The organism is Mesorhizobium sp. M0019 (assembly GCF_040323975.1).
Classification (GTDB): domain Bacteria; phylum Pseudomonadota; class Alphaproteobacteria; order Rhizobiales; family Rhizobiaceae; genus Mesorhizobium.
In genome coordinates this window covers 146025-169112 of the sequence record NZ_JAMYVK010000003.1, presented here as the reverse complement: position 1 = coordinate 169112, position 23088 = coordinate 146025, and the positions used below count along the sequence as shown (strand labels likewise).

Below are 23088 nucleotides of genomic sequence, written 5' to 3'. Positions count from 1 at the left end.
ATGCCTGCTGAACCTCCGCGCGGCGCCAAGCTCACCTCAAAGTGGCTCACGATCATCGGCATCGGCGAGGACGGTGTAGCGGGTCTCGGCGACGAGGCCAAGCGGTTGATCGCGGAGGCCGAATTCGTCTTCGGCGGCAAGCGCCACCTTGCCCTCGTCGCGTCGCTCGCCAAAGGTGAAGTGCGCGCCTGGCCGGCCCCTTTCGATGCCGAAATGCGCGACGTGCTGGCACTGGCCGGCCGACGCGTCTGTGTGCTGGCCTCCGGCGACCCGTTTTTCCATGGTGTCGGCGCCACCCTCGGCCGCAAGCTGGCGGCGGAGGATATGCGGGTGATCCCTGCGCCCTCGGCCTTCTCGCTGGCCGCCGCCCGCCTTGGCTGGCCGCTGCAGGATATCGAGACCGCCTCGCTGCATGGTCGCTCGCTCGACCTGATCCGGCCGTTGCTGCATCCTTGCACCCGCATTCTCGCGCTGACCTCGGACAGCGATGCACCGGGAGCGATTGCCGGTCTGCTGACAGAGCTCGGCTTCGGCGCCTCGCAGCTGACCGTTCTGGAGGCGCTCGGCGGTCCGAACGAAAGGCTGCGCTCGGCGAGCGCCGGCACCTTCGATCTCGAAAAGATCAACCCACTCAACGTGCTCGCGATCGAAGTTGAATCGACTTCGCAAGCACGCATCCTGCCGCTGACAGCGGGACTTGCCGATCATTTGTTCGAGCATGACGGCCAGATCACCAAGCGCGAAGTGCGCGCCGTCACCCTGTCCGCTCTCGCGCCAAGACGCGGCGAACTGCTGTGGGACATCGGCGCCGGATCGGGCTCCATCGGCATCGAATGGATGCTGGCCCATCCTTCCATGCGTGCGATCGCCGTTGAGGCCGATCCGGCCCGCGCCGCGCGCATCCGACGCAACGCCGCGGCTTGCGGCGTTCCCGGTCTTGCCGTCGTTGAAGGTTCGGCACCGCAAGCGCTTGCCGGGCTGGAGACGCCCGCGGCGATCTTCATCGGCGGCGGCGGCAGCGATGCCGGCGTGCTGGAAGGAGCCATCCATGCCTTGTCTGCCGGCGGCCGCCTCGTCGCTAATGCGGTGACCCTGGAGATGGAGGCGCTGCTGCTTTCCCGTCACGCCGCGCACGGCGGCCAGCTCACCCGCATTGCTATATCCCGTGCTTCGCCGGTTGGTTCGATGCAGGCCTGGCGGCCGGCTATGCCGGTCACTCAATGGAGCTGGGTGAAGCCATGATGGTCGCGGGCATCGGCAGCCGCAAAGGCGTCAGCGCGCGCGACGTGCTTGCCGCGGTAGAAACCGCACTGGAAGCGCACGGGCTTGCCCTGCCCGCGCTTTCAGCCCTCGCGACCGCGTCTCTCAAGCAGGATGAAGCGGCAATCTTCGCCGCCGGACGCGAACTCCGCCTTCCGGTGATCGTCGTCGAGCAGGATGAACTCAAAGCCGCATCTACGACCAGCCGTTCCGACCTATCGCAGGAGCATGCCGGCACGCCGTCGGTTTCCGAAGCCTCGGCGCTTGCCGCCGCCGGCAAAGGCGCAAAACTGCTCGGGCCGCGCACCGTGCTCGGTGCTGTCACTTGCGCCATCGCCATCAGCGGAGATGCGGCATGACCGTTCACTTCATCGGTGCCGGCCCGGGTGCTGCCGACCTCATCACCTTGCGCGGCAGCCGCCTGCTCGGCAGTTGTCCCGTCTGCCTCTATGCCGGATCGATCGTCGCGCCGGAGCTGTTGCAGCACTGCGCGCCCGGAACGAGGTTGATCGACACCGCGCCGATGGCGCTCGACGAGATCGAGGCCGAATATCTGGCCGCCCACGCGGCCGGCAATGATGTCGCCCGCCTGCATTCCGGCGATCTTTCGGTGTGGAGCGCCGTTGCCGAGCAGATCCGCCGGCTGGAAAAGCACGGCATTCCTTACACGCTGACGCCGGGCGTGCCGTCCTTCGCCGCTGCGGCGGCAGCGCTGCGCCGCGAGCTGACCATTCCAGAAGTCGCGCAAAGCCTGGTGCTGACCCGCATCTCCGGCCGCGCCTCGAAAATGCCGCCCGGCGAAACGCTGGCCGGCTTCGGCCGCACCGGCGCCACGCTGGCCATCCACCTTGCCATCCACGCTATCGACCGGATCGTCGCCGAACTGACGCCGTTCTATGGCGCCGATTGCCCGGTGGCGGTCGTCTTCCGTGCTTCCTGGCCGGACGAGCGCGTGCTGACCGGCACGCTGGCCACCATCGAGGCGCAACTGGCCGCCGATCCGATGGAACGCACGGCAATCATCTTCGTCGGCCGCTCGCTGGAGGCGGAGGGCTTTGGCGAAAGTTCACTGTACGACGCGCACTACCAGCGACGCTTTCGCGGACGGGACGGATTGTGAGCGGCAGCAACAGAAACACTACGGTCGAGCAGGCGCTCACCCGGCTCAACTTCAAGCCGCGCCAGCTTGAGCCCGGGCATGTCTGGCTGGCCGGCGCCGGCCCTGGCGATCCCGGCTGCCTGACGCTGGAAGTGCTAGCCGCCCTCGGACAGTGCGACGCGCTGGTTTATGACGCGCTGGTCTCGCCAGAAGTCGTCGCTGTCGCCGAGGGCGCGGAACTGTTCTATGCCGGCAAACGCGGCGGCAAGCCGTCGATGAAGCAGGACGACATTACCGCCTTGCTGGTCCGGCTGGCGCGCGAGGGCCGGCGCGTCGTCAGGCTGAAGGGCGGCGACCCCTATATTTTCGGGCGTGGCGGCGAAGAGGCGCTGGCACTGGCCGGGGAAACTATCCCGTTCCGCATCCTGCCTGGCCTGACGTCCGGCCTCAGCGCGCTGGCCGCGACCGGCATTCCCGGCACCATGCGCGGCATCAACAAGGCGCTGATCCTGGCGACCGGCCATGCCGCCGGCACCGATGATGATCTCGACTGGGCGGCAATCGCCCGCACCGGCCAGCCGGTGGTCGTCTATATGGGTATGGCCAACCTGCCGCTGATCGCCGCTTCGTTGCTAGAGGGCGGCCTGCCGTCTTCGACGCCCGCCGCGGTCATCGTTGCCGCGACGACGCCGCAGGAGCGTATCGTCGTCGCCACGCTCGCCACGATTGCCGAGGAAACGGCCGCAGCCGGCTTGACCTCGCCGGCGCTGATCGTCGTCGGCGGCATCGTCGGGATGCGCGCGGCACTGGCGGGTGAGCCATGACCCGCGCCATCATCATCGGCGCGCCGCGCTCGGGCTCGGGCAAGACCAGCGTCACCATCGGCATTTTGCGCGCACTTGCCCGGCGCGGCCTGAAAGTGCGCGGCGCCAAATCCGGCCCGGACTATATCGATCCTGGCTTCCACACCGCCGCCACCGGCTTGTCCGGCGTCAATCTCGACAGCTGGGCAATGCCGCCCGCCCTGCTCAACGCACTGGCCGGTGAAGCGACCGAAGATGCCGATTTTATCTTCCTCGAAAGCGCCATGGGCCTGTTCGACGGGATTCCTGCTGCTCAAGGGCGCACCGGTTCGGCCGCCGATCTCGCCCGACTCTATGGTCTGCCGGTGCTGCTGGTACTCGATGTCTCCGGTCAATCGACCACGGCAGCAGCCGTCGCCAAGGGTTTTGCCACCTACGATCCGGATGTGCGCATGGCCGGGGTCGTGCTCAACCGGCTGGGCAGCGAGCGCCACCGCCGGCTTTGCAGCGATGCCATCGAAGCACTCGGCCTGCCTGTCGTCGGTGCCATCCTGCGCGATCCCTCGCTCAACCTGCCCGAGCGCCATCTCGGCCTCGTCCAGGCCGGCGAATATGAGAATCTGATGGCGCATCTCGACCGGCTGGCCGACATGGTCGAGCGCTCGCTCGACCTCGACGCCATCATGGCGCTGGCGGCGCCATTCACGCCCGCACCGGGCAATTTCGGCGACGCGCTGCCGCCGCCCGGCCAGCGCATTGCACTCGCCGAGGACGCCGCCTTTACCTTCCTCTATCCGCACGTTGCCGCGCATTGGCGCAAGGCCGGCGCCGAGATCGTTCCGTTCTCGCCGCTCGCCGATGAAGCGCCTGGCGACAATTGCGATGTCTGCTGGCTGCCCGGCGGCTATCCCGAGCTTCATGCCGGCCGCCTCGCGGCCGCTGCGAATTTCAGGGCGGGCATGGCGAGGTTCGCCGCCACGCGGTCGGTGCACGGCGAGTGCGGCGGCTTCATGGTGTTGGGCGAAGCGCTCGAGGACGCGTCGGGCGAGACGCATCGGATGCTTGGCCTCCTCGGCCATTCGACCAGCTTCGCCAAGCGCAAGATGAATCTCGGCTACCGCGAGGCGCGGCTGCGGTCCGGCTGTCCGCTCGGCAGCCAAGGCACGCTGATCCGCGGCCACGAATTCCATTATGCGCAGATGATCGCGACCGGCAATGACGAGCCGCTGGCCGACCTCGCCGATGGGCAAGGCAATCCGCTCGGCGCCTCCGGCTACCGGGGCGGTAATGTCAGCGGCACCTTCTTCCATGCCATTGCGAGGGGCGCATGAAGGCCTCGCAGCGGCAGATTTTCGAGGACATCGCGCTTTGCTTCGTCTTCTTCACCCGGCTGCCGCTGCCGAGAGCCGACTTCCGTGGCCGCAGCCTTGCCGCTGCGATCTGGGCTGCACCCGTTGCCGGTCTCGCCGTCGCTCTGGTCGGTGCGCTGGTCTACGCCATCGGCACAAGGCTCGGCCTAGCCGCAGGTCCTGTTGCCGCGTTGGCCCTTGCCGCGATCTTGCTCGCTACCGGCTGCCTGCATGAGGACGGGCTTTCGGACGTCGCCGACGGCTTTGGCGGCGGCAAGACGCGCGGCAGGAAACTCGAGATCATGCGCGACAGCCGCATCGGTGCCTACGGCGCCTGCGCGCTCGGCATCTCGCTGCTGATCCGCTGGAGCGTACTCTCTGGATTCGCCGGCCCGACTCATGTCTTCTGGGCCCTCATTGCCGCGCATGCGGCCTCGCGCGGCCTGCCCGGCGCCTTCATGCACCTGCTGCCACCGGCCCGCAGCGACGGCCTCTCGGCTGATGCAGGCGCAGTCACGGCCGAAACCGCCGGTATCGGTGCCGTACTCGGTGCGGTCGCGCTGCTGGCGCTTGGGTTCAGTGCTGCCATGTTCGCGCTCATCCTGCTTGCGTTCTTGTTTGCCGCGTTTCGAGCGCTTTGCCTCAACCAGATCGGCGGCCAGACCGGCGACACCGTCGGCGCCCTGCAGCAGCTCGGCGAGATCGCAATCCTGCTCGTCGCTTCCGTTTCCCTGTCTTGACTCTGTTTCGGAGATTTTGCCCCCATGCCTTTCAAATCGCTCGATGAACTGCGCGCCGCCTGCCTCGACCTGCCCACTGGCAGCGATGCCGCCGCAAATGCCGTCGCCCGGCGCCAGGACACGCTGACCAAGCCGCAAGGCAGCCTCGGCCGGCTGGAGACAGTAGCCGCCTGGCTGGCGCGCTGGCAGGGCCGCGACATACCAAAGCTCGACCGCGTCAAGGTTTTCGTCTTTGCCGGCAACCACGGCGTCACCGCGCAAGGCGTGTCGGCCTTCCCGTCGGAGGTCACCGTGCAGATGGTGGCGAATTTCGCCGGCGGCGGCGCCGCCATCAACCAGCTTGCCCGCATCGCCGGCGCGGAGCTGGACGTCATCCCGCTCGACCTCGACCGTCCGACCGGCGACTTCACGCAAGAGCCGGCGATGGACGACGAAGCCTTCCTCGCCGCCGTCTCGGCAGGCTACGACGCGATCAGCAGGGATCTCGACCTTGTATGTTTCGGCGAAATGGGCATCGGCAACACCACGCCGGCGGCGGCCATCTCGACCGCGCTGTTCGGCGGCGGCGCGGAGCGATGGACAGGGCGTGGCACCGGCGTCGACGACGCCGGCCTCGTGCGCAAGATCGTCGCCATCGAGGCCGGCCTGAAGCGCCACGCCCCGGCGCTAGCCGACCCCCTGAAGGTAGCGGCAGCCCTCGGCGGCCGCGAGCTCGCGGCGATCCTTGGTGCGACGCTAGCTGCGCGCCACCTAGGCGTCCCGGTGCTGCTCGACGGCTTCGTCTGCACCGCCGCCGCCGCACCTTTGGCAGCGCTGCACCCTGCTGGCCTCGCTCACACCATGGCCGCTCACGTCTCAGCCGAATCCGGCCACCGCCGCCTGCTCGAAGCGCTCGGCCTGCCACCCTTGCTCGACCTCGGCATGCGGCTCGGGGAAGGCTCCGGCGCCTGCCTCGCCGTCAACATCGTCCGCTCGGCACTCGAATGCCACGCCCGCATGGCAAGCTTTGCGGAGGCTGGGGTTTCGGAGAAGTAAGGCGGAGCCAAGCGCGGATCGCGTTGATGAACAAACCCTCACAGATTTTCGGAGACCCCAAACAGGGGCTTCGCGATATTCTTGCTCGGATCATCAGGGATTTCGACAGCAAGAGCGGCGCTTTTGCCGGGCTGAAATACAATTCGCCGTGGATACTCGCCACCGAGGATTGGGCAGAGCGATCGGGCCATACGGTCGAAGAGCTATGCGAGATGATTTCTCAATGCCGGATTTCGGTTCACTCTGGGAATCCGACGAATCCGCCAATCATCCAAATTTTTGAAGATCTTCGCAGTGCTGCGGAAGAGTGGAGAACAGAGACAGGTTACAGTGATCCGCCCATCCATCTGACCCCGGAATTGACGAAATTCCCTAATCGCAAAGAACTGAAAGCCCATACCCTGAAGGTATGGAGTTCTTTGGGATTGGCGAGGCAATGGCATAGCTATGATGCCAAGGACCTTAGGTTCTGCGGAATTTTTGAGGACAGATTTGATCACAATGTTACAGTCAGAATGACCTTTAAGCTTGGATATGGTGGGCCTATCCGGCTGGATTTTCACTTTCCTTACTACGCAGACGATGAACCTACATCCTTTGAACTGGGCGGTCTCTCGGGCGAGGCGCTATTCCATGCACTTCGACTGCCCAGGCATCCTGCACTCGAATGGATCGCAAGCAAGAGCAAAACAAACTTCGATGCCGTCGACGGCGTGATAGCCATAACGCGAGCAATCCTGACCTATCTGAAGCCCACTATCCAATAGTCGGGCGAGTCAGCTAGCCGCTTGCCGACATGTGCGACGGGCAAAAGCTGTCTCGCGCCGCGTTAAGGTCTTTCCACCAAATCCCAGAGATTTTTGGTGGGTGCGCACAGGATTGAACTGTGGACCCGCTGATTAAGAGTCAGCTGCTCTACCAACTGAGCTACGCACCCACTCGGCCGGCAAAACCGGCGTTGGCGGGCATATAGCCGCCGACATCCGCCATGTCCAGCCCCGTGGGATTCATTTCCCGACAAATCGCCGAAGTGCCGAGGTCGTCAAACAAAAAGCCTGCCTTCGGCCACCTTGACCGCATGGCCGCCGATGCGGGCGGCCGCCAGTTTGCCGCCTTCGACATTCAGTTCGAGGCGAATGCGCGAAGGCCGGCCCATCTCCAGCCCCTGCTCGATCCACAGTTGTGAAACGCCGTCCGTCGGGCCGTCGAAATGCATGATCGCGCCGGCGAAGGCGGCGGCCGCTGAGCCGGTCGCCGGGTCTTCGTAGGACGGATTGCCGGGCACGATCATGCGGACATGGAAGGCACTGTCGTGGTGCACCGTCTCGCGACAATAGACATAGGGGCTGGCGAAGGCCCAATCGCTCTTGCGTGGTGCGAGCTCCGACCAAGCTTGGTTGTCCAGCCTGATCCGGGCGGCCGCCTCCAGATTGGCGACGGGGATGGTCACGTAAGGCACTCCAGCCGACCAGAACGAGACGCGGTGGTTCTCGAAGCCGATCTCATGCGGCCCAAGGCCAAGGGCCGCGCCGATCGCCTCGGGATCGGCCGACAATTCCAGCTGCGCCGGCAGTTTCGCCAGGTCGAACTCGGCAAAGGTCGAACCGTCGTGCTTGCTGACAGCGCAGCGCACCGGGCCGATATTCTCCTCGAGCACGAAGATGCCGGCGGCCTCTCCCGCCATTTCGGCGAGCGCTATCGCCGAGCCGACGGTCGGGTGGCCGGCGAACGGCATTTCATAGTCGGGTGTGAAGATACGGATGCGGGCCCGATGCTTGGGATTATCAGGCGGCAGCACGAAGACGGTTTCGGACAGGTTGAACTCGCGCGCCACCGCCTGCATCGCCGCAAGGTCCAGCCCGTCACAGTCGAGCACCACGGCCAGCGGATTGCCCGCCAGCCGGTTGGTGGTGAATACGTCGTAAAGCAAGTAATTCCGCGGCTGCATCTCAGTAAGTCCTCTGCCTCATTCCCAACATGAGCGAAATTTAATTTGAATTTTGAACCATAAGGCCTGATTTGTGCACTGATGGGATATCACTGAACATAGGGGTCCGGCGTGGACCAGATTGTCAATCTGCCAAAGACGGAATCCGCTTCCGCCATCGAGACGGCGCTCGGGCTTGACCACCAGAGCCTGAAGACAAAACGCCGTCGCGGTTGGCTTTACGCACTGCTTGCGCTACTCGCAGTGGCCGCGGGTGTCGTCGGCTACCCGTGGTATGCGGGCTCGCCCGCCAAGATCGAGTATACCACGACACTGGCTACCATGGCCGATCTTACCGTCGCGGTTTCGGCTACCGGCACGCTGCAGCCCCTCACCCAGGTCGATATTTCCAGCGAACTCTCCGGCGTCGTCCGCTCGGTTTCGGTCAACGAGAACCAGCTGGTGAAGAAGGGCGATGTGCTGGCCGCGCTCGACACCGCCAAGCTGGAGGTGCAGATCGAGCGCGCCCAGGCCTCGGCCAAGGCGGCGGCGGCGAGCGTCGAGGACGCCACCGTGACCGTGGCCGAAAACGAAAAGGGCCTGGTGCGCGCGGTACAACTCACCAAGCGCGGCATGGCGACGGACCAGTCGCTTGAAGCGGCAACCGCCACCCGCGACCGCTCGAAGGCGGCGCTTGATATCGCCAAAGCCAACCTCGCCATGGCCAATGCCGATCTCAAGGCGCAGCAGACGGATCTTGCCAAGAGTACCATCTACGCTCCGATCGATGGCATCATATTGACGCGCTCGGTCGACCCCGGCCAGACGGTCGCCTCCTCGCTGCAGGCGCCGGTGCTGTTCGTCATCGCCGCGGATTTGAAGAACATGGAACTGAAAGCTGCGGTCGACGAGGCTGATATCGGCGCAGTAAAACCTGGCCAGCATGCGCGCTTCACCGTCGACGCTTTTCCTGAACGGCCATTCGACGCCGAGATCCGGGACATTTCCTATGCCTCGGTCACCACCGACGGCGTCGTCACTTACGATGCAAGGCTGGATGTCGACAATAGCGAGCTTCTGTTACGGCCCGGCATGACTGCCACCGTCTCGGTCGTCACCAAGCAGGCCAAAAACGTGCTCACCGTGCCATCGATCGCCTTCCGCTACCGGCCGGCGCAGACGGCGGAGCGCGGCTGGAGCCTCACCGACCTGTTCACCGGCCGCATGGGGCGCCCCGGCGGCAACCGCCAGCGGCAGGCGGCGACGAAGCCCAGCGACGGCTCGCGCACGCTTTACGTGCTGGAGAATGGCCGGCCGCATCCGGTCAACGTCAGGGTCGGCTCGACAGATGGCGAACTGACCGAGATCGTTTCCGGCCTGGAGGAAGGCGCGCAAGTCATTACCGCCTCGCAGCGGAGCTGATCGTGGCATCGGGCGCGACCCTCATCGGCTTCGACAAGGTCTGGAAAAGCTATGGCCAGGGCGAGGCCCGGGTGCATGCGCTGGCCGGCGTCGACCTCGCCATCAGACGCGGCGAATTCGTCGCCATCATGGGCCCGTCTGGCTCAGGCAAATCGACGGCGATGAACATCATTGGCTGCCTCGACACGCCGACCGCTGGGACTTACAGCTTCGAAGGCATCGACGCCGGCCGTCTCGACCGCAACCGCCGCGCTGTGCTGCGCAACCTCTATGTCGGCTTTGTCTTCCAAGGCTATAATCTCTTGCCGCGCACCACGGCGGCGGAGAATGTCGAACTGCCGCTGATCTATCGCGGCGTTGGTGCCCGCGAGCGTCGCGGCCTTGCCATGCAGGCACTTGCCGAGGTCGGCCTTGTCGGCCGCGAGCATCATACGCCGGCCGAGCTGTCCGGCGGCCAGCAGCAGCGCGTGGCGATCGCGCGCGCCATCGTCACCAGGCCGACGCTGCTCGTCGCCGACGAACCGACCGGCAATCTCGACACCGCCCGCACGCACGAGATCATGGAACTCCTGACGCAGCTGAACAGCGAGCTCGGGCTGACTATCGCCATGGTCACGCACGAAGCCGATGTTGCCGGCTATGCGCAGCGCACGATCCGTTTCCTCGATGGCCATGTCGCCTTGGACACAGCCAATCTCGAGATGGCCTAGCCATGATCTGGGAAACCGTTCGCCTCTCGCTCCGCTCCATCCGCCGCAACGTGCTGCGCTCGTTCCTGACGCTGCTCGGCATCGTCATCGGCGTTGCCGCCGTCATCGCCATGCTGACCATCGGCTCGGGCACCACCGAAAAGGTCAAGTCCGATATTTCCAAGCTCGGCAGCAATCTGCTTGTCATCCGTTCCGGCCGTCCGGCCGGGCCTGGCGGACCTGGAGGGCTCGACCAGGTGGTCCGACCGCTGGGCGACAAAGATCTTGCAGCGCTTGCCGCGCATCTGGACGGCTCGCGCGCCATCTCGCCGGCGTCGCAAAAGCAGGTGCGCGTCATTTTCGGCACCGAAAGCCTGACCTCGGGCGTCACCGGCACCGACAGCGCCTATCTCGATGCCCGCGACTGGAAGCTGGTTTCGGGCCGCCCGTTCAGCGATTCGGAAACTCGCTCGGGCACCGGCGTCTGCCTCATCGGCGAGACGGTGCGCCAGCAGTTCTTCGGCGCCGGCGACCCCGAAGGCGAGATCATCCGCGTCAACCGCACTTCCTGCAAGATCATCGGCCTGCTCGAACCGAAGGGCTATACCGGTTTCGGCCAGGACCAGGACAATGTCGTGCTGATGCCGCTTGCGGCCTATCAGCGTCGCATTGCCGGCAATCGCGACATCGAATCGATCTATGTCGCCGCCGACGACGGTACGCCAACCACGGTGCTGCAGCAGCGCGTCGAGGACATCTTGCGCGACACACGCCGCATCACGCCCGACCGTGACGATGATTTCTCGATCCGCGACATGACCCAGATCGCCGATGCCATGGCCAGCGCCACCACCACCATGACTGGCATGCTCGGCGCCGTCGCCGGCGTCAGCCTGCTCGTCGGCGGCATCGGCATTATGAACATCATGCTGGTGTCGGTAACCGAGCGCACGCGCGAGATCGGCATCAGGCTCGCCATCGGCGCCCACGAAAAGCATATCCTCATCCAGTTTCTGGTCGAGGCAACCGTGCTGTCGCTGCTTGGCGGCATCATCGGCATCCTGATCGGCCTGGCGCTGGCCGGCCTCGCCTCGCTAGCGCTGACGATCCCGTTTGCGCCAAGCCCGGCGGTCATCCTGCTTGCGGTCGGCTTTTCCGCGCTGATCGGCATGGTGTTCGGCTTCTTCCCGGCGCTGCGCGGCGCGCGGCTTAACCCGATCGACGCGCTGAGGCATGAATAGGCATTGCAGCAAGTGTCGCCTCCAGACGCTGCCAATTTTTTATGCAACCTGCCCTTGTCGCAGCACATTCTGCAATGATAACAATGCTGTTGGGGACTAAGGGGGGAACAATGGATGAGCAAGAAAGCGCGACTGGCTTTGGCGATTGTGATCGTCGAAGCCGCCTTGGCAGGGCTTTGGTGGAATTTGATCCTTTATGGGATGGAGAATCCCGATCGCGTCACCGCTGACTTCCAGCAGGTAATTGGGCAGACGATGGGAACGGCGATGGGCGCGCTCCTGGGTCTCGGCGTGCTGTTGTATTTTGTTGCCGCCCGCAACGACCGCAAGGCTATTGAAGGTAGGCTACGACGTTAGAGTTGGAAACCTTGCTCGCTCGCAAAGTGCCATTCGATCAGCGGTCCCATATGCGGCATCAGCCCGTCCGGCAGGTCGGCTGCATTGCGGATGATTACGGGGCCTTCGATTTCAGGCTCTGACTCGGCCGCGACGAAAGCGCTGATCCGCTGTGCCAGGTCGTCGGCGGAGGCCGTCTCGCGGTAGCGGCGAAAGATCACCGTGCCGCTTGCCGTCGACAGGGCGTAATGGCGCCTGCCGCGTGTCGCGCCTGACAGGTCGAGACCGGTCTCTTCGCGCACCTCGCGGATCATGTTGAAGTCGACGTCGACAAGGCCGTCGCGGAAATCGGTTGGCTCGAACGAACCGGCGGCGAAGTAGATGCGGCCGGCATTGACCGTATGCGGCGCCATGCGGATCGCCACAAGCGCATTGTCGCCGGCGACCAGCATGGCATGGGCATAGGCGTGCTCGGCCCCGGCCACCTGTCGATTGCCGCGCCAAAGCATGAAGGTCGAATATCGCACCGCATGGCAGCGGCCAACGAGGCGATTGTCGCGATAGCTGAGAGCAGAAAGCAGCACCACGGTGCCGTCGAAAAGCGCCGGCTTGGCCGCGGTCTCACGCCGCCAGTTCTCGGCGATCGCGTCGGCATGATCGCGCTCGAACGGATGCGGGCCGGAATCGAGCCTGACGTCGATGGCATCGACCGGCAGGATGACGTTGCGCGGCAGATCGAAACTCACGCCTGTCTCACACCATGTCGAGGGCAATTGCTACCGGGCAATGGTCGGATGCCTTCGGCCGGTCCCACCCGGCACGCGGGAAGCGCTCGACCTCCTGGCCCGCTGGAAATATGGTGCGCCAAGGCTGACCGTTGCGGATGATATCGGGAACCGCGGTGGCGTTCTGCCTGGCCAGCGCGCTCGACAAAAGGATGTAGTCGAGCTGGCAGAGATGCCGCTCTTCCGGTCCGCGCGTGTGATAGAAAGTCCAGCGGTCCATTTCCGGCCGCCGCTCGACCGCGTTTTCGCAAAAACCGCCGGCAGTGAGCACATCGATGCAGGACCGGGTCTCGTCGATCACCTCGAAGCGATAGCCGTCGAAAACATCGCCAGTGATCTTCACGCGCTGCCGGTAGTCGTTCATATCGCCGCAGATTGCCCAGCGCTTGTCGGCGGCATGGTCCGTGCCGAAGCGCTCCTCGATGATCCGGCGCACTGCTTGAGCTTCGGCGATGCGCAGCGGCATTGTCGCTTCACGGCCGTCGAGGCCGTTGCGGGGCGAGCCCATCGACTTGAAATGAACGAGGTAGAGCGTCAACGGCGCGCCAGCCACCGTCAGATCGATTTCCAGGCAGTCGCGCCGGAAGATGCGTTCATTGGCCTGGTGACCAAGCGCTGCCAATTCCGCCGTGTGCAGCCCGAATTGCTCGAACGTGACATAGGCGTAGCTGGTCATGCGCACGAATTCGATCGGCTGGCCCTGCGCGGTCTCGTTGCGCATCATCACGGCGACGTCGATGCCGCGCGAATCATTGCCGGCGGTGGTGTATTTCTGCCGGTAGCCTTGCCCCACCATCTTGAACAGATAGCCATATTCGAAGGCCCTCAGCGCCTCGATATTGTCGACCTCCTGCATGCAGATGATGTCGGCGCGGGTGGCCGCGATCGCCAGCGCCGTCAACTGCCGCGTGTCGTCGGATTGGGCGATGGCCCGCGCCTGCTCGAGCATCTTGTATTCGGCCTCGCTCTGGATGTCGAAAAGCGCCAGCGTGCGATCTTCGTTGAGCTGATTGCGGTATCCGGAATAATCAAACCTGTTCATCAGGTTTTCGACGTTGAAGGTGGCAAGGCGCAGCGACATGGCTTTGACCTTTGCCCGCAAGCGCGCCCGAAAACAAGGGCGCAGAAATCAGGCGGCTCTGATTGATCGCGCGCCCGTTATGGTTGACGGAACCTTTTTGTTCATCTTCCGTTCAGATGGAAAGTTCCATCAATAGGCCCTTCCCCGGGGTATTCTGGGCGTGGGGCCTGAATCTTCGGAGAGTGCGATGAAACCGCTCTTTTTATCTTCTGTCAGATCCGGGCTGATGGCCCTCGGTCTGATCGCCGGCCTCTCGGCCCCCTCGCTTGCCGGGCCGATGCCCAAACCCCTGCTGCCGGTGGCGGGCAATGCCGCCGACATCGTGCAAATTCGTGAAGATTGGGCAGGCGGCAATGACAGGCAGATCTGGCGTTGGCGCAATCACGGCGTTCGGCAATGGCGCGGCGACGATGGTTGGAGATGGCGGTCCAACAATTTCCGCGGCCGTCATTTCTCGAGACACTGGAACAATGGCGACTGGAATGACAACTGGCGTTGGCGCCATCACCGCCGCCATTACCGCGGCGGTTACTACGATGATGGTGCCGGCGCCGCGATTCTTGGGCTGGGCCTGGGGTTTGGCCTCGGCAGCCTATACAACAATTACAACTACTACGATGCGCCCGCACCGCGGCGCTACTACCGGACACAGCGGCTTTCCAGCGCGCATGTCCAATGGTGCTACAATCGCTACCGGTCGTACCGCGCCTGGGACAACACGTTCCAGCCCTATAACGGGCCGCGCCAGCAATGCTACTCGCCCTATAGCTGAGCAGGCCGGTAATAATATCGTCTGGCGCCGCGCGTTGCGGCGCCGATTTTTTCTTACGGCCAGCAACCGCGAAAAATCGCAAGCCTCCACTGGTGATAACGTTATTTTTATCAGGCAGGTCTAATAATCCTTCCGATCAGAACGCCCGAGACGCGAAGATGGCTGGATTGCGTGCGATGGCCGAGGACGAACAGAGGGACAAACACCGGCAGCGCGTCTTGAAGGGCGCGACGATCCTGACCGGCGTGAGCAATTCCGAGGTCACATGCACGCTGCGCAACATGCATGCCGGCGGCGCCGAATTGAAGATCTCGATCGACGCGCGCGTGCCCGATGAGTTCCTGCTCTATGTTCCGACCGACGGCATTGCCTACAAGGCGGTGGTCCGCTGGCGCCGCGAGGACCGAATTGGGGTGATGTTCACCGGCACCGAACCAAAGCCAAGCTGGCACTACGGCTGATATCTACCGGCGCTATCCGGGTGGCAGGACTTGCAGTGTCTGCTCGTCAAACAGCGGCTCTTCCTGGCCAACGCGAACGAATAGAAGCTTTCGCCGCTCGGGTGATTGTACCTCGAAATACTGAATGCCGTCCGGGGCTTCACCCCATTCGCCGCACGGCGGTTCGCCGACCTCGTCAGGGTCGGCAACGGCTTTCAATTCACTGAGATAAACGGCATCGGGACTGAAGACATACCGCAGGGTGCCCGTGGGCGTGACCCCTTCGGTGTAAGGCATGAACACGCAACGTGTGCTGACAGCCTTCTCGGTCTTCTGCGAGTATATGCGCTGTAATGCAGCGTCAGCGGCCTCGCCCGGCAGCATATCGAAGACTTCGACGACGGGATCGGCCGGCCCGCCGTCGCTGTATTTGATGGCAAGAGCATTGCCGCCAAGCTCGAAATGAATCCGGCGAAAACCGAAATCGCAGCGCTGCACCCAGGCAGCCAGCCCAACATCCTTGTCCGCCAGCCGTTCCCAAGCGCATTTGTCGACAGGCGGACGCGACGGCTTGCTTTGGTCGGCACGAGCGCCGGTTGCCATGGCCATAAGGACCGGCAGGGCGAAGATGCAGGCCGGCAGTCTCTTGCTATTCATCGCTACAACCCGTCAAGCTAAAGGCGTCCCAGGCTGAACCGTCGGGATTGGCTTTGGCGAAATCGGGCCATTCGGTAAAAATCGCGCCGAAGTCAGGCAACAGCAACCCTGCCGGTGCCGGCGAGGCTTCGCGGGAACTCAACTGCTCGGCACCGCCTGCATTGAACGCATAGACCTGCCCATCCCACACTCTGCACAGCCCGGTGCCGTCCTCGAGACCAGCCTCACGATCGTCGTCGGTGCAGGTGTGCCGGATCGTGCCCACAGGAAACGAGTACTTGCCATTGGTCCAGGTAATGTCCGACGGCAGACGAATGTCGGTGTTGGGCACGATCAACGAAAAGACCTCGGTCGTCAGCGCGGCCGGCTCGTTGTTGGTTGGCCGGAACTGTATCGTCGCTCCCGAACGCGGCTCGCGATAGGTCGCATGGCTGAGCGAACATTCTGTTGCGTTCGCTGCTTGCAACAGGCTCAGCATGCTCAGAAAAATAGCTGCTGCTTTGCGGATGATCATTTAAGTCCCTTGGAGCAGCATCATTGTGAAGTTTGAGCACCGATGCTTTAGCATGGCCCAAGGCCACGTCGAAAAGAAAGAATCGATGATGCGAAATCTCTTGATGCTCATTTCGATCCTAGCATTTTCGTGCGGCCACGCCTTCGCCGCGGAACAGTATGTGGGCATATGGTCCGGGAACAGATCGAACTGTACCGCCGTTGCGGATGTTCAACGCCAGACTGTCTACACATTATACCGCGACGCGCTGTCGGTCCCTGCTCTCGGCTGCGAACACGCAGCGTTCCTCAAGACGCCCACGGGCTGGGTGGCGCGGGCCAGCCAATGCTACGGATCCGACCCGTCGGCCAAAGAGCCGTTCTCCCGTGTCATCCATATTGTGGTCGACGGGGCGACGGTGAGATTGACATGGCCTGGCTTCGACAGCGGAGTTCTTGTCAGATGCTGAAGACAAGTGCCCTTCCTCTGGATCTACAGCGTCTAGGGCGGCAGCTTCAGCATTAGATCACCCCGACAAGCAGCGCGGCTCCACCTATCAAGCCAACGGCGCAGACCCACAGGAGCCAAAGCCCGCTCACCCTGCATTCGAGAACCGCTGCAACTGGGTTGTCGGGATCGTAGTGGACCTCAACCTTGTCGCCCTGAAGATAGCGCTGTGATTGACCGCTGACGAGCCTCGGCAGCGAAGCCGTCACGTTTGCGCCGAAAGCGATGCGATCGGCGGCGTAGCGCTGGCCGGCGACGCTATAGCTGTAGACGATGCGGGATTTGAAGACTGTTCGCCAGGGCCGATAGCCGCCTCCGGACCTGTCGCGGGTCTCGAATTTCTGCAGGCCCGAGGCGTCGATGCGTCCTGCCGTGATGGGCCATTTGGCCGCCTGTTCCGCAAGTGACTTCTGGGCAAAGCCCATGCGCAGGACAAATAATCCCATGAAAAGCAGCAGGGCAGCGGCGCCGAGGTTCTGCGGCCTGGGCAAAAACGGCCGGACCGCTTCGAGGACGCCGCCGACGGAGAAGACCAATGCAAGCGCGCCGACCACCAGCCCGGCCGAAAGCTGGACCATGAACTTGAAGGAGCCGTCGGGCATGGTGCGTTCGATCACGGCCTTGGCCGGATCGGCCGGATTGTAGAAGACGGTTACGCCGGCCCCGTTTGGAAATTTCGCAAGGGTTTCCGCCACGGCAAAGTTTCCAAGGTTCTCCTGCACGCTGTAGTGCGAACTGCGAAATGTCTTGCCGTTCACCTTGTATTCGAAGGTGATTGCCGGGAAGTTGCGGATTTCGGTCGACCCTCTGCTGTCCGAACCGGATCCCGAACTGGTCACCTCGCGAGCCTCGACCCGCGACGAGATGATCTTTCCCGGCGTCGGAGACCAGCGGCTGACCGCCCTCACCTCCCACCATTTCAGCAAGGTGACGAGGGAGAGCATGCCGGCAACCGCGCAGGCAAACCCGACCAACAGAAATTTGAGTTCCAACGCTCACCCCCTTGGCACTTTTGTGCCATGCCCCGCACAGGCATATCACGGTGATGAGGATAGTGCGCCTGTGCAGAAGCCTGGAAACCACACAATCTTGATGCGAAAAGGCCGGCGGATCGCTCCGCCGGCCTTTCTTGATCGGCAATGAAATTGCGATCAGTTCTTGGCCTTGTCGACCAGCTTGTTCATGGAAATTCCCACGCGCCCGCAGGGCGAAGCCCGAGGACGGGTAACGAAACGAACGTGGATTTCCTTCAGTTCTTGGCCTTATCAACCAGCTTGTTCTTCGAGATCCACGGCATCATCGCGCGCAGCTTGGCGCCGACTTCCTCGATCTGGTGGCTGTCGTTGTTGCGGCGGATGCCCTTGAAGCGCGACATGCCGGCGCGGTATTCCTGCATCCATTCCGAGGTGAACTTGCCGGTCTGGATATCCTTCAGAACGCGCTTCATCTCGGCCTTGGTCTCGGCAGTGATGATGCGCGGGCCCGAGACATATTCGCCCCATTCGGCGGTGTTCGAGATCGAGTAGTTCATGTTGGCGATGCCGCCTTCATAGATCAGGTCGACGATCAATTTGACCTCGTGCAGGCACTCGAAATAGGCCATTTCCGGCGCGTAGCCGGCTTCCACCAGTGTCTCGAAGCCGGCGCGGATCAATTCGACCAGGCCGCCGCACAGCACCACCTGCTCGCCGAACAGGTCGGTCTCGCACTCCTCGCGGAAATTGGTCTCGATAATGCCCGAGCGGCCGCCGCCAACGCCGCAGGCGTAGGAGAGCGCCAGGTCGAGCGCATTGCCCGAAGCGTCCTGGTTGACCGCGACCAGGCACGGCACGCCACCGCCCTTCTGGTATTCGCCGCGCACCGTATGGCCAGGCCCCTTCGGCGCGATCATCACGACGTCGACCGAAGCTTTGGGCTCGATCAGGCCAAAATGCACGTTGAGGCCGTGGGCGAAGGCGATTGCCGCGCCATCGCGGATGTTTGGCGCGATCTCGGATTTGTAGATGTCGGCCTGCAGCTCATCCGGCGTCGCCATCATCATCAGGTCGGCCCATTTGGCGGCATCGGCTACGCTCATCACCTTGAGCCCGTCGGCCTCGACCTTCTTGGCGGTCGCCGAGCCGGCCTTGAGGCCGATGGCGATGTCCTTGACGCCGGAATCCTTGAGGTTGAGCGCATGCGCCCTGCCTTGGCTGCCATAGCCGATGATAGCGACCTTCTTGCCCTTGATCAGGTTGAGATCGGCGTCGCGATCGTAATAGACACGCATTTTTCTTCCTTCCCGTTTTGAACCAGAGCATGATGCCGAAAAGTGTGAAGCGGTTTTCGGACGACATCATGCTCCATCTTTTAGTGTAGAGCCGGATTCAGATTTCAGGTCGATTTGACCTGAAATCATCCGGCTCTATGGGCCCTGCGGCCCGGTTTTTGCCCCGAAAAGAGCGAGAAACTGCTGCGTCGCCCGGACGGCATCGCCGCCGATCGCCACATCAGTCAATTCCAGCCGGTCGCCAAGCAGCAAGCGGATCTGCACGTCACGGGCGACCAGCCCGAAAAAGGTGCGGAACGCCGTCTCCGCGTCCGAAAATTCAAGGAACCCGGCCTGTCTCCCGGCCTCCAGCACCGGCTTGAGGCGCTTGGCCAGTGCGAAGCGGCCGTTCTCCAGCACGATGGCGCCGAGATCGTCCTTCCCCGAACTAGCATGGCCGACCGCCACCCTGTTCAGCGCGATCGAGGTGTCGCTCGAAATTACCTTGAGCCAGTCCGAAGCGAAGCGTTCGAGGCTCGCCGTCAGCGAAGGGAGGTCGAGCCCCTTGCGGTCGACCGGCACTATCCGCACCTTGGACGCCTGCCATTGTACCGTTGCCGTCAACAGCCCGTCGCGATCGCCGAACCATTTGTAGAGCGTCTCCTTCGAGCAGCTCGCCCGCCGCGCCACGGCGGTCATGGTCAACTGATCGCCCTCTTCGACCAGCAGGCGAAGGGCGGCGTCGAGCACGTCCTTCTGCCGCTCCGTCAGCGCCTCGCTGGTGTCGATGTCGGTCACAGCGTGCAACACAGTTTTTCCTCACGAGGCAAACTCACCCGCAGTTCAGATACGAGCTCGATGGCGTACCGTACGTTACGGTTCGGCTTTATGGCGTATTGTCCGACCCGACGCAAGCCTTTATTTCTGTTTGCTCCATGCGGGTCATCACGGGAGACACGGATCATGCTCGCCGGACTGCTTGCCTTGACCGTTGCCGCAGTGTTCGCTGGCGCGGCTATCTACGTCAGCGTCGCCGAGCAGCCGGCGCGGCTTCGCCTCGATGACAAGGCATTGCTGCAGGAATGGCAGCCTTCGTACAAACGCGGCGCCGCCATGCAAGCCTCGATCGCCGTCATCGCCTGTTTTCTTGGCCTCGTCGCGTGGTGGCTGACCGGCAATCTCGCTTATCTGGTCGGCGCCGTGCTGATCATCCTGCCTTGGCCATGGACGCTGCTGGTGATGATGCCGGCAAATAGGTTGCTGGAGGCGATGGACGCGAACACCATCAATCCGGAAGCTCGGACATTGATCGTCAGATGGGGCAATCTGCATCTGGTCCGCATCGGGCTTGGCGTTCTGGCGACATTGGCATTCCTCTTGGGCAGTGCCTGACCTCGCCAATCGGTCGCCATCTTCGTCATGAAGGCGTGTCACTCCAGGGCGGGCGGATCTCGCAGGCGCCCAAGCAGAGCTGACAGCGCGTCGAGCTCGTCATTCGAAAGCCGGGAGCCGACCAACTCCGCGATCGACCGGCCGTAGACAGCCCACATGCGGCGGCGCGTCTCGCGTCCCTTGTCTGTGACGCGGACTGTTTGCCCGCGGCCGTCATCGGCAACTGGAAGCTTCTCGACCTGCCCGTCGGCTTCGAGCCGCGCCAGCAGCCGGGAGATGTTGTACTGCGCAAACAGGGTGCGCTCGGTGAGTTGGAACGGCCGCAATCCGCCCTCGCCCGCCTCGGCAAGCTCATGCAGGACGTCGTACCAGGCAAGCGGCGGCAGGCCACTGTCCTTCAGCGCGTCCTCGGCTCGTTCCAACAACTGGCGCGAAACCCGCATCAGGCGGGCCCAGGCCTTGATGGCTGGAGGTGAAAGAATCCCGGTCATGATTGCATCGTAGGCGATAGATGCAATTGCATCAAGCTTGACGATCGATGCAAATGCATCTATATAGATGCAATCGCATCAATCATGAGAGGCAATTCCGATGAAGCATGAAATCTGCAAGATCGCCGACATTCCGGAAACAGGCAGCCTGATCGCTCCGTTCTTCGGCCGCGAGGTCCATGTCTACCGCAGCGGCGAGCGTATCCGCGCCGCCGCCAACGTCTGCCTTCATTTCGGTGGCCCGCTCGACTGCAAGGACGGCAAGCTCGTCTGCCAGTGGCACGGCGCCTCGTTCGACATGGCGAACGGTGATCGCCTCGAAGGCCCGGCGCGGAAGGGCTCCCGCCTGATGTTTCTCTCCACCCGCGTCGAGGACGGTGCCTTGAACTATGTCTTGGGGGAGTGAGATGACCGACAAGCTCACTCTCGTCAGCCATCATCTTTGCCCCTATGTGCAGCGCGCGGCGATTTCACTTCGCGAAAAGGGCGTGCCGTTCGAACGCATCACGGTCGATCTCGCCAACAAGCCTGCCTGGTTCAAGGCGATATCACCGCTCGGCAAGGTGCCGCTGCTCCGCGTTGAGCATGACGGCCAGGAAACGGTGATCTTCGAATCGCTCGTCATCCTCGAATTCCTCGAGGAAACCCAGCCCAATCCGCTGCATCCCACCGACCCCTATGCCCGTGCCCGGCATCGCGCCTGGATCGAGTTCGGCTCGGCAATCCTGAGCGGCATCGGCCGCTTCTATTCAGCGCCTACGGAAGCCGCGCTGCTCGCTGAAAGCGAGGCGCTATCGGCAATGTTCGATCGCCTGGAAGTGGAACTGGCGAATGGCGCGGCTGGACCATGGTTCGACCGCGAGCGTTTTTCACTGGTCGACGCGGTCTACGGGCCGATCTTCCGCTATTTCGACATCTTCGACCGGATCGGCGATTTCGGCATCCTGGACCGAAAGCCGTTTGTCTCGGCCTGGCGCAAGGCATTGCACGAACGCCCATCCGTGAAGGACGCGGTCGCTCCCGATTATCCGCAACGCCTCCATGCATTCTTGCAGGCTAAGGGTTCGCACCTTTCGGAAATCATCCGCCAAAACGATCCGGCCACACCGCTTCCGCAAGCCCGATCGGCTTGAATGGATTGAGCACCGTTCCTGTAACCATGGAAGCAAGAAACTGCGGCGCCGGCGGGACTTTTGCCAGTGTCGCCACCAGCCTGTCGCGGACGAACGGCATCACAATCGAATCCGATTGATAAAACGGCGTCAGCACCAGCGACAGCGCCTGGAAGACCCGCACATGCCATCGCCGCGCCCGGACATAGGCCCCCAGCGCAGTATCGATACGGTCCGTTCCTATGAGCGCGTAGTTGAGCGCGGCTGCATCGAGCAGCGCCATGTTCGCGCCCTGCCCGAGCTGCGGGCTTGTCGAATAGGCCGCGTCGCCGATAACGGCCAATCGCCGTCCGGCTGGCGTCTTCATCGTGTGATGGCCATAGCGCGCCAGCGAGAGCTGCTCGAAACTGTCGATCTGGTCGATGAAGGCCGCGCATTCAGGCCACAGCCCGGCCAATCTCGCCTTCCATGCCTCGAGACCTGCCGCCCAGACGTACTCGGCATCCGCCGGCTTGAGGCTCCAGAAGAATGCCGCCATCTTCTGGGCACCGGGCTCAGGCCGGCCGATCGGCAGCACGCCGATCATCACGCTCGCTTTGTCGTAGCGCTGCAGCAGGGCGTGCTCGTCGAAACCCTCGCCGCGCCAGCCGAGCGATGCCCAGAACGCGCCATAGGCGAGCGATCGCGGTTCGCCCGGATTGGTTACGCACCGCCGCAGTTTGGAGCGCGAACCGCTGGCATCCACTACCAGGTCGAACGACCCTATCCGTCGTCCGTTGCCGCAGATCAATGTTGCCCGCTCGCCGGTTTCCAGCGTCTCGAGCTCGATACCTGTCTCGATGGTGATCGCCTGGCGCCGGGCGGCGCGGAAAAGCACGCCGAACAGAGCCGCGCGGTGCACCGCCAGCCCGAAGCGACCGCCGCGCTGGGCATCATAACGGACATCGAGCACGGTGCGGCCAGTTCTGGCGTCTGCACCATGCAGGCGGTCTATGCGGCTGCCCAGCGCCAGAATGTCGTCGAGCAGGCCGAGATCGGCAAGCACCGTCAGCCCGGTCGGCTGCAGGATCAGCCCGGACCCGACCGGCTTTGGCTGGTCGAAGCGCTCGAAGATGGTGACCCTATGTTCGGCGCGCGTGAGATAGAGCGCGGCGGCAAGTCCAGCCGGCCCGGCGCCGGCAATCGCGATGTCCAGAGAATTGCCCATCT

At 63.4% G+C, this 23088-nt stretch carries 28 protein-coding genes and 1 tRNA gene; 18 read left to right on the top strand and 11 right to left on the bottom strand.

What is annotated here, in order from left to right:
• Genes cbiE through NKK47_RS04260 form a run of 8 tightly spaced genes read left to right on the top strand, consistent with a single transcriptional unit; the run spans position 1 to position 7053 of the window.
• Positions 1-1242 carry a precorrin-6y C5,15-methyltransferase (decarboxylating) subunit CbiE gene (gene cbiE, locus NKK47_RS04295; protein ID WP_352575191.1) on the top strand — a complete coding sequence of 414 codons (1242 nt, stop codon included), beginning with the start codon at positions 1-3 and terminating at the stop codon, positions 1240-1242.
• A complete protein-coding gene (locus NKK47_RS04290; protein ID WP_023676642.1) occupies positions 1239-1619 on the top strand; it encodes a cobalamin biosynthesis protein in 381 nt (126 codons plus the stop codon). The genes cbiE and NKK47_RS04290 overlap by 4 nt, the downstream gene beginning before the upstream one ends.
• Positions 1616-2380, top strand: coding sequence for a precorrin-4 C(11)-methyltransferase (gene cobM / locus NKK47_RS04285; protein ID WP_352456475.1), 765 nt, complete (start codon positions 1616-1618; stop codon positions 2378-2380). Before NKK47_RS04290 ends, cobM begins: the two co-directional genes overlap by 4 nt.
• Positions 2377-3183: a uroporphyrinogen-III C-methyltransferase gene (gene cobA, locus NKK47_RS04280; RefSeq protein ID WP_352456476.1), complete on the top strand. Its 807-nt coding sequence runs from the start codon at positions 2377-2379 to the stop codon at positions 3181-3183. The genes cobM and cobA overlap by 4 nt, the downstream gene beginning before the upstream one ends.
• Positions 3180-4493 carry a cobyrinic acid a,c-diamide synthase CobB gene (locus tag NKK47_RS04275; RefSeq protein WP_352456477.1) on the top strand — a complete coding sequence of 438 codons (1314 nt, stop codon included), beginning with the start codon at positions 3180-3182 and terminating at the stop codon, positions 4491-4493. Before cobA ends, NKK47_RS04275 begins: the two co-directional genes overlap by 4 nt.
• Positions 4490-5251, top strand: a complete 762-nt coding sequence (locus NKK47_RS04270; RefSeq protein WP_352456478.1) for an adenosylcobinamide-GDP ribazoletransferase — start codon at positions 4490-4492, stop codon at positions 5249-5251. Before NKK47_RS04275 ends, NKK47_RS04270 begins: the two co-directional genes overlap by 4 nt.
• A gap of 24 nt (positions 5252-5275) precedes the next feature.
• A complete protein-coding gene (gene cobT, locus NKK47_RS04265; protein WP_352456479.1) occupies positions 5276-6286 on the top strand; it encodes a nicotinate-nucleotide--dimethylbenzimidazole phosphoribosyltransferase in 1011 nt (336 codons plus the stop codon).
• Positions 6287-6312: 26 nt separating this feature from the next.
• A complete protein-coding gene (locus tag NKK47_RS04260) occupies positions 6313-7053 on the top strand; it encodes a hypothetical protein (protein WP_352456480.1) in 741 nt (246 codons plus the stop codon).
• 94 nt (positions 7054-7147) lie between these two features.
• On the opposite strand, the gene NKK47_RS04255 is transcribed toward NKK47_RS04260, so the two are convergent.
• Together NKK47_RS04255 and NKK47_RS04250 are read right to left on the bottom strand one after the other, a co-directional pair.
• A tRNA-Lys gene (locus NKK47_RS04255) sits at positions 7148-7223 on the bottom strand.
• Between the two features lie 105 nt (positions 7224-7328).
• Complete coding sequence (locus NKK47_RS04250; protein ID WP_352456481.1) at positions 7329-8234, bottom strand: PhzF family phenazine biosynthesis protein; 906 nt, start codon at positions 8232-8234, stop codon at positions 7329-7331.
• 111 nt (positions 8235-8345) lie between these two features.
• On the opposite strand from NKK47_RS04250, the gene NKK47_RS04245 reads away from it, so the two are divergent.
• From NKK47_RS04245 to NKK47_RS04230, 4 genes are all read left to right on the top strand, one after another.
• Positions 8346-9635, top strand: a complete 1290-nt coding sequence (locus tag NKK47_RS04245; protein WP_352456482.1) for an efflux RND transporter periplasmic adaptor subunit — start codon at positions 8346-8348, stop codon at positions 9633-9635.
• A 2-nt stretch (positions 9636-9637) separates the two neighbouring features.
• Positions 9638-10345 carry an ABC transporter ATP-binding protein gene (locus tag NKK47_RS04240; RefSeq protein WP_352456483.1) on the top strand — a complete coding sequence of 236 codons (708 nt, stop codon included), beginning with the start codon at positions 9638-9640 and terminating at the stop codon, positions 10343-10345.
• A 2-nt stretch (positions 10346-10347) separates the two neighbouring features.
• The gene (locus NKK47_RS04235) at positions 10348-11565 is read left to right on the top strand and encodes an ABC transporter permease (RefSeq protein ID WP_352575189.1); all 1218 of its coding nucleotides are present in this window, start codon (positions 10348-10350) and stop codon (positions 11563-11565) included.
• A gap of 114 nt (positions 11566-11679) precedes the next feature.
• Positions 11680-11922 (top strand): hypothetical protein, encoded by a 243-nt coding sequence (locus tag NKK47_RS04230; RefSeq protein WP_023720771.1) that lies wholly within the window; start codon positions 11680-11682, stop codon positions 11920-11922.
• On the opposite strand, the gene NKK47_RS04225 is transcribed toward NKK47_RS04230, so the two are convergent.
• Positions 11919-12647, bottom strand: coding sequence for a hypothetical protein (locus NKK47_RS04225; RefSeq protein WP_352456485.1), 729 nt, complete (start codon positions 12645-12647; stop codon positions 11919-11921). The two genes, NKK47_RS04230 and NKK47_RS04225, sit on opposite strands and share 4 nt — an antisense overlap.
• Positions 12648-12654: 7 nt before the next feature.
• Positions 12655-13767, bottom strand: a complete 1113-nt coding sequence (locus NKK47_RS04220) for an endonuclease/exonuclease/phosphatase family protein (protein ID WP_352575187.1) — start codon at positions 13765-13767, stop codon at positions 12655-12657.
• Between NKK47_RS04220 and NKK47_RS04215 the strand changes: the two genes are divergently transcribed.
• The 3 genes from NKK47_RS04215 (at position 13766) to NKK47_RS04205 (ending at position 15000) form a co-directional block, all read left to right on the top strand.
• Positions 13766-13903, top strand: a complete 138-nt coding sequence (locus tag NKK47_RS04215; protein WP_352575185.1) for a hypothetical protein — start codon at positions 13766-13768, stop codon at positions 13901-13903. The genes NKK47_RS04220 and NKK47_RS04215 overlap by 2 nt on opposite strands.
• Positions 13904-13954: 51 nt before the next feature.
• Positions 13955-14539 (top strand): BA14K family protein, encoded by a 585-nt coding sequence (locus NKK47_RS04210; RefSeq protein ID WP_352575183.1) that lies wholly within the window; start codon positions 13955-13957, stop codon positions 14537-14539.
• A gap of 176 nt (positions 14540-14715) precedes the next feature.
• Positions 14716-15000 carry a PilZ domain-containing protein gene (locus NKK47_RS04205; RefSeq protein ID WP_023676657.1) on the top strand — a complete coding sequence of 95 codons (285 nt, stop codon included), beginning with the start codon at positions 14716-14718 and terminating at the stop codon, positions 14998-15000.
• A gap of 12 nt (positions 15001-15012) precedes the next feature.
• On the opposite strand, the gene NKK47_RS04200 is transcribed toward NKK47_RS04205, so the two are convergent.
• From NKK47_RS04200 to NKK47_RS04180, 5 genes are all read right to left on the bottom strand, one after another.
• The gene (locus tag NKK47_RS04200) at positions 15013-15636 is read right to left on the bottom strand and encodes a hypothetical protein (protein ID WP_352575181.1); all 624 of its coding nucleotides are present in this window, start codon (positions 15634-15636) and stop codon (positions 15013-15015) included.
• Positions 15629-16150, bottom strand: coding sequence for a hypothetical protein (locus NKK47_RS04195; RefSeq protein WP_352575179.1), 522 nt, complete (start codon positions 16148-16150; stop codon positions 15629-15631). Before NKK47_RS04195 ends, NKK47_RS04200 begins: the two co-directional genes overlap by 8 nt.
• A 500-nt stretch (positions 16151-16650) precedes the next feature.
• Positions 16651-17628 (bottom strand): DUF3592 domain-containing protein, encoded by a 978-nt coding sequence (locus tag NKK47_RS04190; protein WP_352575177.1) that lies wholly within the window; start codon positions 17626-17628, stop codon positions 16651-16653.
• Between the two features lie 257 nt (positions 17629-17885).
• Entirely contained in the window at positions 17886-18905 is a 1020-nt protein-coding gene (ilvC, locus tag NKK47_RS04185; protein ID WP_023676662.1) for a ketol-acid reductoisomerase, read from the bottom strand.
• A 135-nt stretch (positions 18906-19040) separates the two neighbouring features.
• Positions 19041-19694, bottom strand: a complete 654-nt coding sequence (locus NKK47_RS04180; RefSeq protein ID WP_352570415.1) for a TetR/AcrR family transcriptional regulator — start codon at positions 19692-19694, stop codon at positions 19041-19043.
• Between the two features lie 153 nt (positions 19695-19847).
• Here NKK47_RS04180 and NKK47_RS04175 point away from each other — a divergent pair, with 153 nt between their 5' ends.
• On the top strand, positions 19848-20276 hold the full coding sequence (locus NKK47_RS04175; protein WP_352575175.1) for an anthrone oxygenase family protein: 429 nt from the start codon (positions 19848-19850) through the stop codon (positions 20274-20276).
• Positions 20277-20314: 38 nt separating this feature from the next.
• Here the strand turns inward: NKK47_RS04175 and NKK47_RS04170 are convergent, their stop codons facing one another.
• Positions 20315-20767: a MarR family winged helix-turn-helix transcriptional regulator gene (locus tag NKK47_RS04170; protein ID WP_352575173.1), complete on the bottom strand. Its 453-nt coding sequence runs from the start codon at positions 20765-20767 to the stop codon at positions 20315-20317.
• 100 nt (positions 20768-20867) lie between these two features.
• On the opposite strand from NKK47_RS04170, the gene NKK47_RS04165 reads away from it, so the two are divergent.
• On the top strand, positions 20868-21173 hold the full coding sequence (locus NKK47_RS04165; RefSeq protein WP_352575171.1) for a Rieske (2Fe-2S) protein: 306 nt from the start codon (positions 20868-20870) through the stop codon (positions 21171-21173).
• 1 nt (position 21174) lies between these two features.
• On the top strand, positions 21175-21900 hold the full coding sequence (locus tag NKK47_RS04160) for a glutathione S-transferase family protein (RefSeq protein ID WP_352575169.1): 726 nt from the start codon (positions 21175-21177) through the stop codon (positions 21898-21900).
• On the opposite strand, the gene NKK47_RS04155 is transcribed toward NKK47_RS04160, so the two are convergent.
• The gene (locus NKK47_RS04155; protein ID WP_352575167.1) at positions 21848-23086 is read right to left on the bottom strand and encodes an FAD-dependent oxidoreductase; all 1239 of its coding nucleotides are present in this window, start codon (positions 23084-23086) and stop codon (positions 21848-21850) included. The genes NKK47_RS04160 and NKK47_RS04155 overlap by 53 nt on opposite strands.
• Between the last annotated feature and the right edge of the window lie 2 nt (positions 23087-23088).